The 15,577-nt window shown below is 41.6% G+C and carries 15 protein-coding genes; all 15 read right to left on the minus strand.

The window, feature by feature from the left end; genetic code table 11:
- Nucleotides 1-580: 580 nt before the first annotated feature.
- Entirely contained in the window at nt 581-2,365 is a 1,785-nt protein-coding gene (locus A9479_RS09715; protein WP_064663318.1) for a choice-of-anchor I family protein, read from the minus strand.
- A 143-nt stretch (nt 2,366-2,508) separates the two neighbouring features.
- A complete protein-coding gene (gene glmU, locus A9479_RS09720; protein WP_064663319.1) occupies nt 2,509-3,867 on the minus strand; it encodes a bifunctional UDP-N-acetylglucosamine diphosphorylase/glucosamine-1-phosphate N-acetyltransferase GlmU in 1,359 nt (452 codons plus the stop codon).
- A 298-nt stretch (nt 3,868-4,165) separates the two neighbouring features.
- Nucleotides 4,166-4,588: a F0F1 ATP synthase subunit epsilon gene (locus A9479_RS09725; RefSeq protein WP_008464176.1), complete on the minus strand. Its 423-nt coding sequence runs from the start codon at nt 4,586-4,588 to the stop codon at nt 4,166-4,168.
- 13 nt (nt 4,589-4,601) lie between these two features.
- A complete protein-coding gene (gene atpD / locus A9479_RS09730) occupies nt 4,602-5,987 on the minus strand; it encodes a F0F1 ATP synthase subunit beta (RefSeq protein ID WP_008464175.1) in 1,386 nt (461 codons plus the stop codon).
- A 33-nt stretch (nt 5,988-6,020) separates the two neighbouring features.
- Nucleotides 6,021-6,881 carry a F0F1 ATP synthase subunit gamma gene (atpG, locus tag A9479_RS09735; RefSeq protein ID WP_008464174.1) on the minus strand — a complete coding sequence of 287 codons (861 nt, stop codon included), beginning with the start codon at nt 6,879-6,881 and terminating at the stop codon, nt 6,021-6,023.
- A gap of 59 nt (nt 6,882-6,940) precedes the next feature.
- Nucleotides 6,941-8,482: a F0F1 ATP synthase subunit alpha gene (gene atpA, locus A9479_RS09740; protein WP_013466263.1), complete on the minus strand. Its 1,542-nt coding sequence runs from the start codon at nt 8,480-8,482 to the stop codon at nt 6,941-6,943.
- A 14-nt stretch (nt 8,483-8,496) separates the two neighbouring features.
- A complete protein-coding gene (gene atpH, locus A9479_RS09745; protein ID WP_064663335.1) occupies nt 8,497-9,030 on the minus strand; it encodes a F0F1 ATP synthase subunit delta in 534 nt (177 codons plus the stop codon).
- A gap of 16 nt (nt 9,031-9,046) precedes the next feature.
- Nucleotides 9,047-9,517: a F0F1 ATP synthase subunit B gene (atpF, locus tag A9479_RS09750; protein WP_013466265.1), complete on the minus strand. Its 471-nt coding sequence runs from the start codon at nt 9,515-9,517 to the stop codon at nt 9,047-9,049.
- 41 nt (nt 9,518-9,558) lie between these two features.
- Nucleotides 9,559-9,792, minus strand: a complete 234-nt coding sequence (gene atpE / locus A9479_RS09755; protein ID WP_004335261.1) for a F0F1 ATP synthase subunit C — start codon at nt 9,790-9,792, stop codon at nt 9,559-9,561.
- A gap of 53 nt (nt 9,793-9,845) precedes the next feature.
- On the minus strand, nt 9,846-10,703 hold the full coding sequence (gene atpB, locus A9479_RS09760) for a F0F1 ATP synthase subunit A (protein WP_013466266.1): 858 nt from the start codon (nt 10,701-10,703) through the stop codon (nt 9,846-9,848).
- A 15-nt stretch (nt 10,704-10,718) separates the two neighbouring features.
- The gene (locus tag A9479_RS09765; protein ID WP_013466267.1) at nt 10,719-11,099 is read right to left on the minus strand and encodes an ATP synthase subunit I; all 381 of its coding nucleotides are present in this window, start codon (nt 11,097-11,099) and stop codon (nt 10,719-10,721) included.
- Between the two features lie 142 nt (nt 11,100-11,241).
- Nucleotides 11,242-12,168: a ParB/RepB/Spo0J family partition protein gene (locus tag A9479_RS09770; RefSeq protein WP_016900011.1), complete on the minus strand. Its 927-nt coding sequence runs from the start codon at nt 12,166-12,168 to the stop codon at nt 11,242-11,244.
- Between the two features lie 20 nt (nt 12,169-12,188).
- Nucleotides 12,189-12,974 carry a ParA family protein gene (locus A9479_RS09775; protein ID WP_008112117.1) on the minus strand — a complete coding sequence of 262 codons (786 nt, stop codon included), beginning with the start codon at nt 12,972-12,974 and terminating at the stop codon, nt 12,189-12,191.
- A gap of 14 nt (nt 12,975-12,988) precedes the next feature.
- Nucleotides 12,989-13,609, minus strand: coding sequence for a 16S rRNA (guanine(527)-N(7))-methyltransferase RsmG (gene rsmG / locus A9479_RS09780; protein WP_008464169.1), 621 nt, complete (start codon nt 13,607-13,609; stop codon nt 12,989-12,991).
- Nucleotides 13,610-13,624: 15 nt separating this feature from the next.
- A complete protein-coding gene (gene mnmG, locus A9479_RS09785) occupies nt 13,625-15,514 on the minus strand; it encodes a tRNA uridine-5-carboxymethylaminomethyl(34) synthesis enzyme MnmG (protein WP_064663320.1) in 1,890 nt (629 codons plus the stop codon).
- Between the last annotated feature and the right edge of the window lie 63 nt (nt 15,515-15,577).

Raw genomic sequence — 15,577 nt, forward strand, 5'->3', positions numbered from 1 at the left:
ATTTAATATCTTTCGATATTGAATTGACTGTGCTGAATAATTACCGAAGTAACTATTCTGTTGGTCACTCAGTTTAAATTGAGACTCTAAATTTGTTTGCCTCGTTACTTGCTCAATAAAGAACGAAGTAGCTTGGCTGTTAGAACTCAATCTGTACGAGTGCCCACACAGATGATTGCTTTATATTGTTAAAGAACGTTGCGATTAAAGCGTTTAACTTTATCTCGCTAGGGCTGCGCATATTACGCTTTCCTATTTTTTTGTCAACACTTAATTTTTAGTTTCTTTTAAAAGATTTAAAAGCTAAGTTTTACTCGACTCACTTACCGTTTGTTCAGCGCTTTTCATTGCTGCCTACCGGGTCAGTGGATGCGCATTATAGGGATATTCTGGAGAGGGTCAATGCTTTATTTCAGTTTTATTAAATTAATTTCAATTTAGTACAATAACCATACAAACAAAGGGCTGCAGGGCTGTTTTTGATTAAAAAGCATTCACATAAGGCATGATTATTGAGAGGGGAGGAAGTAAAAGCGATTTATAGATAACTGCTAATCGCTTTTACATAACACTTTATTAATTACTGAGTTGTTATTTCCCATACGGCAATTGAGCCTGAGATTTCATTATCGACTATAAGCAGTGCTTCATTTGTTGCACTTTGCGCTGCAGGAACAAATGTCATTCCTTCAGGAGCAATATCGCCAGTTATATCTGCACTTGGTTCTAAACCACGATTATAGAAGTAGTCTTGAAATTTCACATCGTAAGGGTTGGTTATATCAAACACCATTATTGCGCCCATACGCTCTAAGCCAACAAAAGCAAATAATCTATCGCCAACCTTACCTAATGTCAGCGCTTCGGGTTCTGCCCCTTTATCATCTGAGCGTGTATCGCCTTTGTTTTCATCTTCGTTATTATTGAATGCATTGCCATGAACAGAAGCGGTTACTCGTGCAATTTGATCGCCTGAGTCAAACACCACCAGCCCATTGCTATCCCAAATGGTAAATGAGCGTGCGCCATAGGCATAAAGCGATTCGTATTGGCCGTCGTTATTTATATCACCTTTTACTGTTGTAACTTTTAAACGACCAATGTCGTTATCATCGTTATTTAAGTAATCGAAATTAGCTGCGAGCGTTAGATCTTCTACGCGGCTTTCATCTATATATCCCAAACACCCATCTTTAGCGTCATAATCAAGGCCACCCTTGGCTATACAATCAGCTTCATCGCTGGCATCAAAAAAGTATTCGCGTGCATCACCCTCATTGGCAGATACAATAAAGTTGGCTCCTTTCCAGCTAAAACTTGCAATTGTATCTGGCTGATACATGCCATATAAACCAGGGTATGATTTAAAATTAACACCACCGTCTTTGTCTGAAGCGTCAAATTTTAAGTTTGACCAATCTTTAAAACCTAATCCTTTTAGCTCAAGGGAATTATCTTCAAGGTTGATGATGGCTAGAGCGTTATTTTCTTGAATAGAGACATAGGCGTATTTATTATCCTTGGAAATACTCACATATTCTGGCTCTAAATCCATAGCGACGGTGGTATTTATTAAATTGCCGTTAATAGTACGTCCAGTAGGGTTGGCAAACACTAAGCCCTGTGCTTCTAATTCTGCTTGCTTATTATTGTAATCTTGAAAGTTGATGCTCAAAGCGGTATCGGCAATAGTGCCGTTATTAATATCGATAATGCTAATAGTGCCTTCGGGATCGATACTGTAGTCGCCATTAGGTTCACCTTCATTAGCAACCACTACTTTTGCACCATCATGACTAAATGCTACCATGTCGGGTAGGGCACCTACTGTTACATTTTTAATAAATACGGGTGTATCTCCGCTAATATTGTAAAACGCTATTTGGCCAGCTTCGCCCACGCTTGTAGCAGCCATTGCTACCGCTAATAATTGGTTATTTGCATCGATAGCTATGCTGTTTGCATCGCCAGGCGTATTTTCATTTAGTGAGAGCGTAATGGCAGAGGCTAAGTTGGTCGCGTTTACAATACCTTCGTTATCTTTTACTAATGCTGCGGTGTCGAACGTATCGGCAGGAATGATATTCACAACAGCCTTATCGCCAGAGCTATTAATTGCATAAATCCACTTTTTAGAGGCTTGGTAGGCGACTATTTCAGCTGCACCCTCTGGGCTTTGTGCATTGAGAACTGCGCGTCCAATAAGATTTATATTTAAAGCTGAATTTGCATTAGTGCCGTTTTCGCCATTATTACCCGCTGTACCTTGTACACCCTGTGCGCCATCTTGGCCGTCATCACCATCTAGTGAGCAACCAGTTAATAGTGATAGCAAAGAAAGGGCTATTATTGATTTGTTTAACATTATTGTTTTCCTTAGTGTTGTATTAGTTAAATATCAACACACAGGGATGACAACAGTATGGCATTTTTATTTATAGAATATTTAGGCAATAAAAAAGCGAGTTATAAAACTCGCTTTAAATACTTAATAAGTAATGGTCATTACTATTTTTTAACTGGGCGTTTCCAACCATCTAAATTGCGTTGCTTGCCACGTGCCACGGCTAGCTGATCATCCGCGACGGTATTGGTAATAACAGAACCTGCACCTACAGTTGCTGTAGCACCAATATTTACAGGTGCAACCAGTGATGAGTTAGAGCCAATAAAGGCATTATCGCCAATAATGGTTTTGGCTTTATTCACACCATCGTAGTTACAGGTAATCGTGCCTGCGCCAATATTCACTTTCTCGCCAATTTCAGCATCACCTAAGTAACTTAAGTGGTTTGCTTTAGAGCCTTTACCTAAACGGGTTTTTTTCATTTCGACAAAGTTGCCAATGTGAGAGTCTTCTTCCATTATTGCACCTGGGCGAAGGCGGGCGTATGGACCGAGTGTACATTTAGCCGCAACTGATGCATCTTCAATCAATGTATTGGCTTTAATAACAACATTATCGCCGATGCTACAGTTTTTAAGTACGCAGTTAGGGCCAATTTGTACGTTATTACCTAAGGTTACTGTACCTTCAAAAATAACGTTGATATCTATGAGGACATCTTCACCTGTTTTAACGTCGCCACGTACATCTATGCGAGCAGGGTCGGCAAGAGTTGCACCATTTAGCATCAGCTCTTCTGCTTGCCATGCTTGATAAGCACGCTCTAATCCTGCAAGTTGTACGCGGTTATTTGCACCTTCAACTTCCATTGGGTGATCTGGTTGTGCTGATGTAATTTCTACACCTTCACTGTGCGCCATAGCGACTATATCTGTTAGGTAGTATTCGCCTTGGGCATTATTGTTAGACAAATTACCTAACCATGTTTTTAAAAGCTTACCATTTACCGCCATAATGCCGGTGTTTACTTCGTTAATAAGTAACTGCTCTGCATTGGCATCTTTTTGTTCAACAATCCCCACTAGCTTGCCATCAACACGTAGCATACGCCCATAACCATTTGGGTTTGCTAGATTAACGGTTAATACTGCTAAGCCATTTTTAGGTGTTGCTGCTAATAAACGTTCAAGTGTTGATTGCTTAGTTAAAGGTACGTCACCGTATAAAACCAGTACGGTATCGTCGTCGTTAATATGAGGGTTTGCTTGTGCCACTGCGTGGCCTGTACCTAGTTGCTCAGCTTGCAGTACCCAATTTACGTTATTATCGGCTAATTGTTGTTGTAATAGTTCGCCGCCATGACCATAAACTAAGTTAGTCGATGTAGCACCTAGCGCATTGGCATTATCGATAACGTGTTGCACCATAGGTTTACCTGCCACTTTATGCAGTACCTTAGGCAGAGCAGAGCGCATACGAGTACCTTTACCCGCTGCAAGAATTACTGTTGTTAGAGCCATTAAAACAATTTCCTTTTTCCGTTGTTTTAGCTTGATAGAATAAGTGTGCTGCAAAGTAGATTACGTAAGTCACATCATGTGCAAATACTCAGTAAGCTAAGCAATGACTACTGAATCTTAACTTAAGCAAAATAACACCTAATAGAATAGGGTTATTGTAACGAGAATCTTGCGTAGATATAAGTAATAATGAAGAGATATTAGCCATAACGATTAATTTATTTACAAATAGGCTGAAGTAGTTAGTTAGTGGCACAAAAAAGCCCACATAAAGTGGGCTTTTAAAAACCAGATAGGCTTACTTTTTACGTAATTGCTGAATAATGCGTAGCTGAGCAATTGCTTCAGCTAGTTGCATTGCTGCTTGATTGTAATCAAGTTCAGCAGATGCGCCTTTTGCCATTTGGGCTTCAGCGTCACGCTTAGCTTGCTCTGCAGCTTTTTCGTCTAGGTCTTCACCACGAACAGCTGTATCAGCAAGTACGGTCACTATGTTCGGTTGAACTTCTAGTGTACCGCCAGCAATATAGATGAGTTCTTCTTCACCAAATTGCTTAACTAAACGTACCATACCAGGTTTAAGGGCAGTTAGTAGTGGGGCGTGACCGGCGTTAACACCTAACTCACCTTCACTACCAGATACTTGAATAGATTCTACTAAACCAGAAAATAATTTCTCTTCAGCACTTACTACATCAAGATGTACAGTCATAGCTGCCATACTACCCTCCTAATTACATGCTTTTGGCTTTTTCTTGAGCTTCTTCGATAGAGCCAACCATGTAGAACGCTTGCTCTGGCATATCATCAAACTCACCGTTTAAGATACCTTTGAAGCCTGCAATTGTGTCTTTAAGTGAAACGTATTTACCTGGCGCACCTGTAAATACCTCTGCCACGAAGAATGGCTGAGATAGGAAACGCTGGATTTTACGTGCACGAGATACAAGTTGCTTATCTTCGTCAGAAAGCTCGTCCATACCTAGAATCGCGATGATGTCTTTAAGCTCTTTGTAACGCTGAAGAACTGTTTGAACGCCGCGCGCTATACCGTAGTGCTCTTCACCGATTACTTGTGGATCAAGCTGACGTGAAGATGAATCAAGAGGGTCTACCGCTGGGTAGATACCTAGTGATGCGATATCACGTGAAAGTACCACTGTTGCATCTAAGTGAGCAAACGTTGTTGCTGGAGATGGATCCGTTAAATCATCCGCAGGTACGTATACCGCTTGGATTGAAGTAATTGAACCTGTCTTAGTAGATGCGATACGCTCTTGAAGTACACCCATTTCTTCAGCAAGTGTAGGCTGGTAACCTACCGCTGATGGCATACGACCAAGAAGTGCTGATACTTCTGTACCCGCAAGTGTGTAACGGTAGATGTTATCTACGAAGAAAAGTACGTCGCGACCTTCGTCACGGAACTTCTCAGCCATAGTAAGACCTGTTAACGCTACGCGTAAACGGTTACCCGGTGGCTCGTTCATCTGACCGTATACAAGCGATACTTTATCAAGTACGTTTGAATCGTTCATTTCATGGTAGAAATCGTTACCCTCACGAGTACGCTCACCAACACCTGCGAATACTGAGTAGCCGCTGTGCTCGATTGCGATGTTACGGATAAGTTCCATCATGTTTACGGTTTTACCAACACCGGCACCACCGAATAAACCAACTTTACCACCTTTAGCGAATGGACATACAAGGTCGATTACCTTGATACCCGTTTCTAAAAGTTCTACTGAGCTTGATTGCTCTTCGTAAGTAGGTGCTGCACGGTGGATAGACATACGCTCATCTTCACCGATTGGACCTGCTTCATCAATTGGCTCACCAAGTACATTCATGATACGACCTAGGGTCTTAGTACCAACTGGAACTTGAATTGCTTCGCCTGTGTTTGCTACTGCAGCACCACGACGTAAACCGTCTGTAGTACCTAGTGCGATAGTACGTACCACACCGCCACCTAGCTGCTGTTGAACTTCTAAAGTCAAACCAGCTAAATCGCCATCTGTTACTTTTAGCGCGTCATATACGGCTGGCACGCTGTCTTGTGGAAATTCGATATCCACAACGGCGCCGATAATTTGGACGACCTTACCTAAACTCATGTCTATTCCTCTCGTTAATCTTTGCCTGAAGCATTAAACTGCTGCTGAACCAGAACAAATCTCACTAATTTCTTGTGTGATTGCTGCTTGGCGAGCTTTGTTATATACAAGCTGTAACTCATCCATAAGGTCACCGGCATTATCAGTTGCAGCTTTCATTGCAACCATGCGGGCAGCCTGTTCAGAGGCAGCGTTTTCAACTACACCTTGGTATACCTGAGACTCAATGAAACGTACTAACAAAGACTCTAAAATAGCCTCTGGGTTTGGTTCATATAAGTAATCCCACGCATGTGTAGATACTTCTTCTTCAGCTTTTGGCAAAGGGAGTAACTGATCTACTATTGGCTCTTGCTTCATGGTATTAACAAAGTTGTTATATACCAGGAATAAACGGTCAATTTTACCTTCAGAGAATGCATCTAGCATTATTTTTACTGGACCAATTACGTCCTGTACTGAAGGCTTATCTCCAAGACCTGCTTTTTTAGCAAGCACTTGACCACCAAAACGTTGAAAGAAGCCAGCTGCTTTACTACCTAAAGTAGCAAAATCAGCATCTACGCCTTTTTCTTTCCACGCTTTAATCTCTAATGCGACTTTTTTAAACTCGTTTGAGTTTAAACCGCCACACAGACCACGGTCAGTAGAGATAACAATATAACCAACTCGTTTTACTTCACGTTCTTCTAAGAACGGGTGAGTAAAATCAAGATTTGCTTGAGCAACACGACCAATCACTTTACGTAATTTTTCAGCGTATGGACGGCTTGAAGCCACTCGTTCTTGCGCCTTTTTCATTTTAGACGCAGCAACCATTTCCATTGCGCTAGTGATCTTTTGAGTATTTTTAATACTGCCGATCTTGCTTTTAATCTCTTTTCCGCTGGCCATGACTCTCTCTCCGAATCAAGGTGTGCTTTAAGATATAAAGCACACCATTAATAACTAAATTACCAAGTTTGCGTAGACTTGAACTTCTCTAGAAGTTCTTTAAGCTGCGCTTCGATCTCGGCGTTGTAGTTACCAGTTTCATTGATTTGAGCCATAAGCTCTGCGTATGTGCTATTTGCGTAAGAAAGTAAAGCCGCTTCGAAATCCATAATTTTAGCGATTTCGATGTCTTTTAAGTAACCTTTCTCAGCTGCGAATAACGACAAAGACATTTCAGCAACAGACATTGGCGCGTACTGTTTCTGCTTCATTAGCTCTGTTACACGCTCACCATGCTCAAGTTGAGCACGAGTAGCATCATCAAGGTCAGACGCGAACTGCGAGAACGCAGCTAATTCACGGTACTGAGCTAGGGCTAGACGGATACCGCCACCTAGTTTCTTAACGATTTTAGTTTGTGCAGCACCACCAACACGCGATACCGAGATACCAGCATTTACTGCCGGACGGATACCTGAGTTGAATAAGTCAGTTTCTAAGAAGATCTGACCATCGGTGATAGAGATAACGTTTGTCGGTACGAACGCAGAAACGTCGCCGCCTTGAGTTTCAATGATAGGCAATGCCGTCAATGAACCTGTTTTACCTTTCACTTCACCGTTAGTGAATTTTTCAACGTAATCAGTGTTTACACGTGATGCACGCTCTAAAAGACGCGAGTGAAGGTAGAATACGTCACCTGGGTATGCTTCACGGCCTGGTGGACGCTTAAGTAGCAATGAGATTTGACGGTAAGCAACAGCTTGCTTAGATAAATCATCATATACGATTAATGCGTTTTCACCACGGTCACGGAAGTATTCACCCATAGTACAGCCCGAGAACGGTGCTAAGTACTGAAGTGCCGCAGATTCAGAAGCAGATGCTACAACTACGATAGTATTTGCAAGTGCACCGTGCTCTTCTAATTTACGTACTACGTTAGCAATAGTAGATGCTTTTTGACCAACCGCTACGTACACACACTTAACGCCTGTGTCTTTTTGGTTGATGATTGCATCGATTGCTAGTGCAGTTTTACCTGTTTGGCGGTCACCGATAACAAGCTCACGTTGACCACGACCAACTGGAATCATTGCATCGATAGATTTGTAACCAGTTTGCACTGGCTCATCTACTGATTGACGCTCGATTACACCTGGTGCAATTTTTTCTACAGGTTCAAAACCGTCGTTATCTAAAGCGCCTTTACCATCGATAGGAGCACCTAGTGTGTTAACAACACGACCAAGTAGACCCGCACCAACAGGCACTTCTAAGATACGACCAGTTGTGTATACTTTTACGCCTTCTGTAAGGTCAGCGTATGGACCCATTACTACTGCACCAATTGAGTCGCGCTCAAGGTTTAGTGCGATAGCATAACGGTTGCCAGGAAGCTCAATCATCTCACCTTGCATACAGTCAGCTAGACCGTGGATGCGAATGATACCGTCAGTAACAGATACAATTGTACCTTCGTTACGAGCTTCACTTACAACTTCGAACTTCTCAATACGTTGTTTGATCAGATCTGAAATTTCAGTGGAATTAAGTTGCATGCTCTTTTTCCCAATTACGATTGTAGTGTTGTGGCTAAGCGATTTAATTTACCGCGTAAAGAGCCGTCAATTACAGTGTCACCCGCCTTGATAATAAGGCCGCCAACAACTGTAGCGTCTTCACTACAATTCAGCTTAACTTTGCGTGCGAAACGTTTTTCAAGTGCCGCTACCAATGATTTTTGCTGCGCTGCAGCAAGAGGCGTTGCCGAAATCACGTCAATATCGATTTCTTTGTCATAGTCTGCTTTTAAAGCAGAAAATAAATGAGCAACTTCAGGTAGTGCAATCAAACGTCCATTTTCAGCCATCACCTTAACTAGGTTCTGACCTTGTTCGTTGAGCTGCTCACCACATAAGTTAATAAATAACTCAGCTTGTGCAGTAGCAGTAGGCAATCCAGCTAAAATGGTTGATGCCTGTTCATTGCTGGCAACGTGGCCAGCAAAGAACAACATGTCATTCCAACTTTCAATGGTGCCTTTTTCAACGGCAAGTTCAAAAGCCGCTTTAGCGTATGGGCGAGCGATAGTAGTCAATTCAGACATGCTCATACCCTCCTAATTACAGCTCAGCGACAAGTTTTTCAACGATGTCACTATGTGCGGCTTGATTGATTTCGCGCTCTAAAATTCTTTCTGCGCCAACCACAGCCAGAGTTGCTACTTTCTTACGTAGCTCTTCTGTCACACGGTTACGCTCTGATTCAATTTCAGAGTGCCCTTGAGCAATAATTTTTTCACGCTCTTGCTGACCACGAACAGTTTCTTCGTCAACAATTAGCACGGCACGCTTTTTAGCTTGTTCAATGATATCAGCCGCTTGAGCCTTTGCATCTTTAAGCTGTTCTGCAGCTTTGTGTTGCGCAAGTTCTAAGTCTTTTTCGGCTCTATCAGAGGCAGCTAAACCATCTTCGATTTTCTTCTGGCGAGCTTCAATTGCACCGTTTAGTGGTGGCCATACGTATTTCATACAAAATAATACGAACACCGTAAACGCAATTAATTCACCGATAAGAGTGGCGTTTAAGTTCACAACCGCTCCTCCTTAAATAGTAAGCTGTTCAAAAAATAAAATTAAAGTACGAACAACAATACCATCGCGATACCAACACCAATCATTGCTACAGCATCGATTAGACCAGCAAGGATAAACATTTTAACTTGTAGCGATGGTGCAAGCTCAGGTTGACGCGCACATGCTTCAAGGAATTTACCGCCCATGTTACCAAAACCGATTGCTGTACCGATTGCACCGAAGCCGATAAGTAAAGCTACTGCGATGTACTTAAGACCTAATACTAGTTCCATTTTTTTCTCCAAAGTTTCAATTGTAATTAAAAGTAAAAATTAAAAGTTATAAATTAGTGATTATCCGAACTTGCCATGCTTAGGTATACGATTGTAAGCATCATAAATACGAATGCTTGCAATACAATTACCAAGATATGGAATACAGCCCACACAAAGTGCAACGGTAGTTGCATTAAACCTATTGCACCGATAAGGATGAAGATTAACTCACCTGCATATAAGTTACCGAACAAACGCAGTGCCAGTGAAAACGGCTTAGAAACCAATGCGATAAGCTCTAGTAATAGGTTAAATGGGATTAAAAGAATCTGCATAGCTGTATTGTTTGAACTAAACGGATGAAGTGTTAGTTCTTTAATAAAACCGCCGATACCCTTTATTTTTATTGAGTAACCAATCATTAGAATGAACACGCCCAGCGCAAGTGCTGCTGTCATGTTGATATCTGTAGTTGGTACAATTTTCATGTATACGTCGTGTGAATCCATACCAAACGCAGTTTCGCCAACAAAGCCGGCAAATGCTGGTAGGAAGTCAACTGGGATTAAATCCATTAAGTTCATTAAGAATATCCACACGAATATTGTTAATGCTAATGGTGCAATTAGCTTACTTTTACCGTGGAAGGTATCGCGTACGTTGTCGCCAACGAACTCAACAACCATTTCAATGAAACACTGAAATTTTCCAGGTACACCCAGAGTTGATTTTTTTGCGGCACTACGGAAGATCCATAAAAATATTAGACCTAGTCCGATAGACCATGCGAGGGTATCTACATGCCATGTCCAGAAGCCACTATCCGTACATGCTTTATTGAAGGCAAGACCAGCGTCGGTCGAGCACATCTTAGCATTGGTTAAGTGGTGCTGAATATGGCTAGATAGAGTAACTTCTTCTGCAGCCATGTTATATCCCAAAAGTTAATGTTTAAAAAAAACGGGTGTAAACAATCCTGTAAACAACACCAACACATAAGCACAAAAGAAAGGTAATAAAACTACCGGATAAAGCTTTAGCATTAGTGCAAACAAAACGATTGTTAGCATAAATTTTAATCCGTTGCCGCGTTTCAACGAGGCATACGCTTGATTTGCTCGACTTGCACCCATATATCTGAATGCATAAAGCGCAAATACAAAGTTAGGAAGTACTGCGACAGCGCCACCAGCTAATGCTGAAAGTGCGGCATTGGTTTCCCAACCTATAAAAATTATTAGTGCAGCTAAAAGGGCTACAAATCCCTGAAGGCAAATTAATTTTAATGCGGCAAGCCTATACGGGCCTGCTAACTTATTAGTCACTTTTAATTAACCTTTATGACGCTCTAATTGTCAGGGTATGAAAACTGGCGAAATTATACTTAATCCTGCCAGTTTTGCAACTTGAGTAGGTGCTTTGTAACACAAAATCGCTGTAAATGTCCCTTTTTAGACATCCAATGAATTAATGGTGGGAATAGTCTTGATTGATACGGTTTAAAATACCGTCTAACTCGTCAAGATTAGTGTAAGAAATAACCAACTTCCCTTTGCCTTTTTTGTTGTAATTTATTTCTACTTTTGCCCCTAGGTTATCAGCAAGTTGTTGCTCTAACTGTTTAACATCTGGGTCTTTTTCTATTACTTCTTTTGCTGGAGCAGGCTCTAAAATAGAGCGCACTAGCTTTTCAGTTTCGCGAACGGTCAATGCTTTCGCAACAGCTAAACGGGCTGCATCTGATTGCACTTCACCTTCAAGTGCTAATAAGCAACGAGCGTGACCCATTTCAATGTCACCATGCTCTAACAATATCTTTACATCGTTATTGAGGTTGTTCAAGCGTAATAAGTTAGTCACGGTAGTACGCGATTTACCAACGGCATCAGCCACCTGTTGATGTGTTAACTCAAACTCATTAAGCAAGCGATTAAGTGCAATCGCTTCTTCCATGGCGTTTAAGTCTTCACGCTGAATATTTTCAATTAGGGCAATAGCAACGGCCGCTTCATCGGGTACATCTTTAATAATACACGGTACAAACTCAAGCTTGGCAATTTGAGCCGCGCGCCAACGACGTTCACCGGCAATAATTTCATAACTGTTATGCGCAACTGGGCGCACAACAATCGGTTGAATTATCCCTTGTGAACGAATTGAACTGGCGAGTTCTTCAAGTGCCTCTTCAGACATGTCTTTACGAGGTTGGTATTTCCCTGAGTGTAAAAACTCGATGGGTAGTTTTTGTAATTCACTGTTGCTAGGCTGTGCCGCATTTTCAACTGCGTTTGTTACATTGGCGCTGTCGTGTTCCTTGCTTTCGCTTGGTGCAGGTTTAGATGAACTTAAAAGTGCATCGAGTCCTCGGCCTAAACCTCGTTTTTTAGCAGACATGTTATTTTTTTACCTCAAAGTTAGGCGACAACGGGAGTTGTTTTTTCTTTTCTGCGTAGCATTTCACCCGCGAGAGCTAAATACGCTTTCGCACCACTTGATGCTCGATCGTAGTACATTGCAGGTGCGCCAAAACTTGGGGCTTCTGCAAGTCGAACATTACGTGGGATCACCGTACGGTATACTTTATCGCCAAAATGTTGTTTTAATTGTTCTGATACATCATTTGCTAATCGATTACGCGGATCGTACATAGTACGAAGTATGCCTTCAATCTGTAAGTTAGGATTAACTAACTTAGCAAGTTGCGTAATAGTGTCCATTAATGCGGTTAATCCTTCCAATGCATAATATTCACATTGCATAGGGACTAAAATAGAATCGGCAGCGGCCATGGCATTAACGGTTAACATATTTAAAGAAGGTGGGCAGTCTATAAAAATAAACTCGTACTGATCCTGAATTTTTTCAAGTGCATTGCGTAAGCGTACTTCGCGAGCAAATAATTCCATCAATTTAACTTCTGCAGCGGTCACATCGCCGTTTGCAGCAATCATATGATACTCGCCTGAGGTTTCTTTAATAATCACCTCATCAATAGGCTTATCTTCTATGAGTAAATCATAGATAGTAGGGACGTCACCATATTTGTCGACGCCACTGCCCATGGTCGCATTGCCTTGCGGATCGAGATCTATTAACAGCACTTTACGTTTCGTTGCAGCCATAGATGCAGCGAGATTAACGGCAGTGGTCGTTTTACCTACTCCGCCTTTTTGATTTGCTAATGCGATGACTTTTGCCACAGTGTCTCTGATCCCTAGTCTTTAGAAAGAATTATTAAATGTCGTTGTGCATCTAAATCGGGTACTTCTAATGCAATTTTTTGCTCAAACTTAACACCAGCAGGGAGTGAGTCTAATTCCTCACTTGGAAATACCCCTTTAAGTGCAATGAACTTACCTGAATGATCGATTAAGTGCGAACACCAGTCAATCATATCTTGTAACGATGCAAATGCACGACTTAGTACGCCATCTAATTTAACACTTGGTTGATATTCTTCAACTCTTGACTGCACAGGGGTCACATTATCAAGGCCAAGCTCATGTTTAACATGCATTAAAAAACGTACACGTTTACCTAAACTATCTAATAATACAAACTGCGTATCGGGTAAGGCAATAGCTAACACTATGCCCGGTAAACCAGGACCTGTGCCAACATCAATATAATGATGACCGGTCAAGTGAGGCGCAACAACTAAGCTATCCATTATATGTTTAACCATCATTTCTTGAGGTAAACGTACTGAGGTTAAATTATAGGCTTTATTCCACTTATCGAGTAATTCGACATAGCGAACAAGTTGTTGCTGTTGTTTTTGTGTTAGCGCAATATCAGTTTGCGCTAACAAAGTTGTTAATTGTTGCTGTAACACAATGTACCTTTACCGTTACGCAGTTTTGCGCAACAAGCCTTGCTTCTTCAGATACACTAATAATAGCGAAATCGCCGCTGGGGTGATACCAGAAATACGCGAAGCTTGACCAATAGTGTCTGGACGAGCATCAATTAGCTTAGCAACAACCTCATTTGATAAACCAGAGACGGTTTTATAATCAAACTCTTTTGGTAAAATTGTTTCTTCATGACGAAGCTGCTTATTGATCTCATCTTGCTGGCGTGCAATGTAACCTGCGTACTTAGTATGAATTTCAACCTGCTCTAAGGCGGCCTTATTGGTAAACTCAGATCCGAGTCCTTCAATGGCCATCAAGTCGTTATAACGCACTTCAGGTCGGCGTAATAATTCTTCTAAGCTGGCTTCACGCACAAGTGGCGTTTTAAGTAATTCATTTACTTGATCAACAACCGCATGATCTTTATGGATCCAGGTGTCTTTAATACGCTGTTTCTCTTTAGCGATCACTTCCATTTTTTCGTTGAATGCTTGCCAACGTTCATTATTAACTAAACCTAATTCACGGCCTTTTTCAGTTAAACGTATATCAGCGTTGTCTTCACGTAGTAACAAACGGTATTCAGCACGGCTAGTAAACATGCGGTATGGTTCTTTTGTACCCAGTGTTGCTAGGTCGTCAATTAGTACGCCAACATAGGCTTCATCACGACGTGGTGTCCACGATTCTTTGCCTTGCACTTGTAATGCCGCATTCATACCTGCGATCAGACCTTGTGCGCCCGCTTCTTCGTAACCGGTCGTACCATTAATCTGACCAGCAAAAAATAAACCATCAATAAATTTAGTTTCTAATGATTGTTTTAAGTCGCGCGGATCAAAAAAGTCATATTCAATAGCGTAGCCAGGACGACAAATATGTGCATTTTCAAATCCGGTGATCGATTGCACAATTTCTAACTGCACATCGAACGGTAAGCTGGTTGAAATACCGTTAGGATATAACTCGTATGACGTTAAGCCTTCTGGCTCTACAAATATCTGGTGCTTATCTTTATCAGCAAAACGGACAATCTTATCTTCAATAGACGGACAGTAACGTGGGCCTATTCCTTCGATAACACCTGAGTACATAGGTGAGCGATGTAAGTTTTTGCGAATAACATCATGTGTTTTTTCATTGGTGTAAGTGATGTAACACGGAATTTGTTGTGGGTGGTCACTTTGTTTACCCATAAATGAGAATACCGGTGTTGGTGCATCACCTGGTTGTTCTTGCATTTTAGAAAAATCAACAGTGCGTGCATCAATACGTGGTGGTGTGCCTGTTTTTAAACGATCCACTCTAAATGGAAGTTCGCGTAAACGATCAGCCAATGCAATTGAAGGTGGATCGCCTGCACGGCCACCTTTAAAGTTTTCAAGACCGATATGAATTTGGCCACCTAAGAATGTGCCTACGGTTAGTACTACACTAGGGGCACTGAAACGCAGACCCATTTGGGTAACGACACCTGTTACACGGTTGTTTTCAACGATAAGATCATCACATGATTGTTGAAAAATCTTTAAGTTTTCTTGGTTTTGAAGTATGTTCTGAATAGCCGCTTTGTACAAAGCACGATCCGCTTGAGCACGAGTAGCTCGTACAGCAGGGCCTTTAGAAGAATTAAGCGTACGGAATTGGATCCCGCCTTTGTCAATAGCCTGAGCCATTGCGCCACCAAGGGCATCAATTTCTTTAACTAAGTGGCCTTTGCCAATGCCACCAATCGCTGGGTTACAAGACATTTGACCAAGGGTATCCATATTGTGAGTCAGCAGCAGGGTATTCATCCCCATACGGGCAGCTGCCAATGCGGCTTCAGTGCCAGCATGTCCACCACCTACTACGATAACGTCAAAATTTTCGTGAAAAATCATTAATGGGATCCTACTTAAATCAAACCAGTAAACTTCAAAAGGGAGCGTATTCTACCTAGAAAT

The sequence above is a fragment of the Pseudoalteromonas sp. MQS005 genome (assembly GCF_001661605.1).
Lineage (GTDB): Bacteria > Pseudomonadota > Gammaproteobacteria > Enterobacterales > Alteromonadaceae > Pseudoalteromonas > Pseudoalteromonas tetraodonis.

Coding starts and splice junctions, on each gene's coding strand:
- A9479_RS09715 (WP_064663318.1), bottom strand. CDS start 2,365: ATGTTAAACAAATCAATAATAGCCCTTTCTTTGCTATCACTATTAACT.
- glmU (WP_064663319.1), bottom strand. CDS start 3,867: ATGGCTCTAACAACAGTAATTCTTGCAGCGGGTAAAGGTACTCGTATG.
- A9479_RS09725 (WP_008464176.1), bottom strand. CDS start 4,588: ATGGCAGCTATGACTGTACATCTTGATGTAGTAAGTGCTGAAGAGAAA.
- atpD (WP_008464175.1), bottom strand. CDS start 5,987: ATGAGTTTAGGTAAGGTCGTCCAAATTATCGGCGCCGTTGTGGATATC.
- atpG (WP_008464174.1), bottom strand. CDS start 6,881: ATGGCCAGCGGAAAAGAGATTAAAAGCAAGATCGGCAGTATTAAAAAT.
- atpA (WP_013466263.1), bottom strand. CDS start 8,482: ATGCAACTTAATTCCACTGAAATTTCAGATCTGATCAAACAACGTATT.
- atpH (WP_064663335.1), bottom strand. CDS start 9,030: ATGTCTGAATTGACTACTATCGCTCGCCCATACGCTAAAGCGGCTTTT.
- atpE (WP_004335261.1), bottom strand. CDS start 9,792: ATGGAACTAGTATTAGGTCTTAAGTACATCGCAGTAGCTTTACTTATC.
- atpB (WP_013466266.1), bottom strand. CDS start 10,703: ATGGCTGCAGAAGAAGTTACTCTATCTAGCCATATTCAGCACCACTTA.
- A9479_RS09770 (WP_016900011.1), bottom strand. CDS start 12,168: ATGTCTGCTAAAAAACGAGGTTTAGGCCGAGGACTCGATGCACTTTTA.
- mnmG (WP_064663320.1), bottom strand. CDS start 15,514: ATGATTTTTCACGAAAATTTTGACGTTATCGTAGTAGGTGGTGGACAT.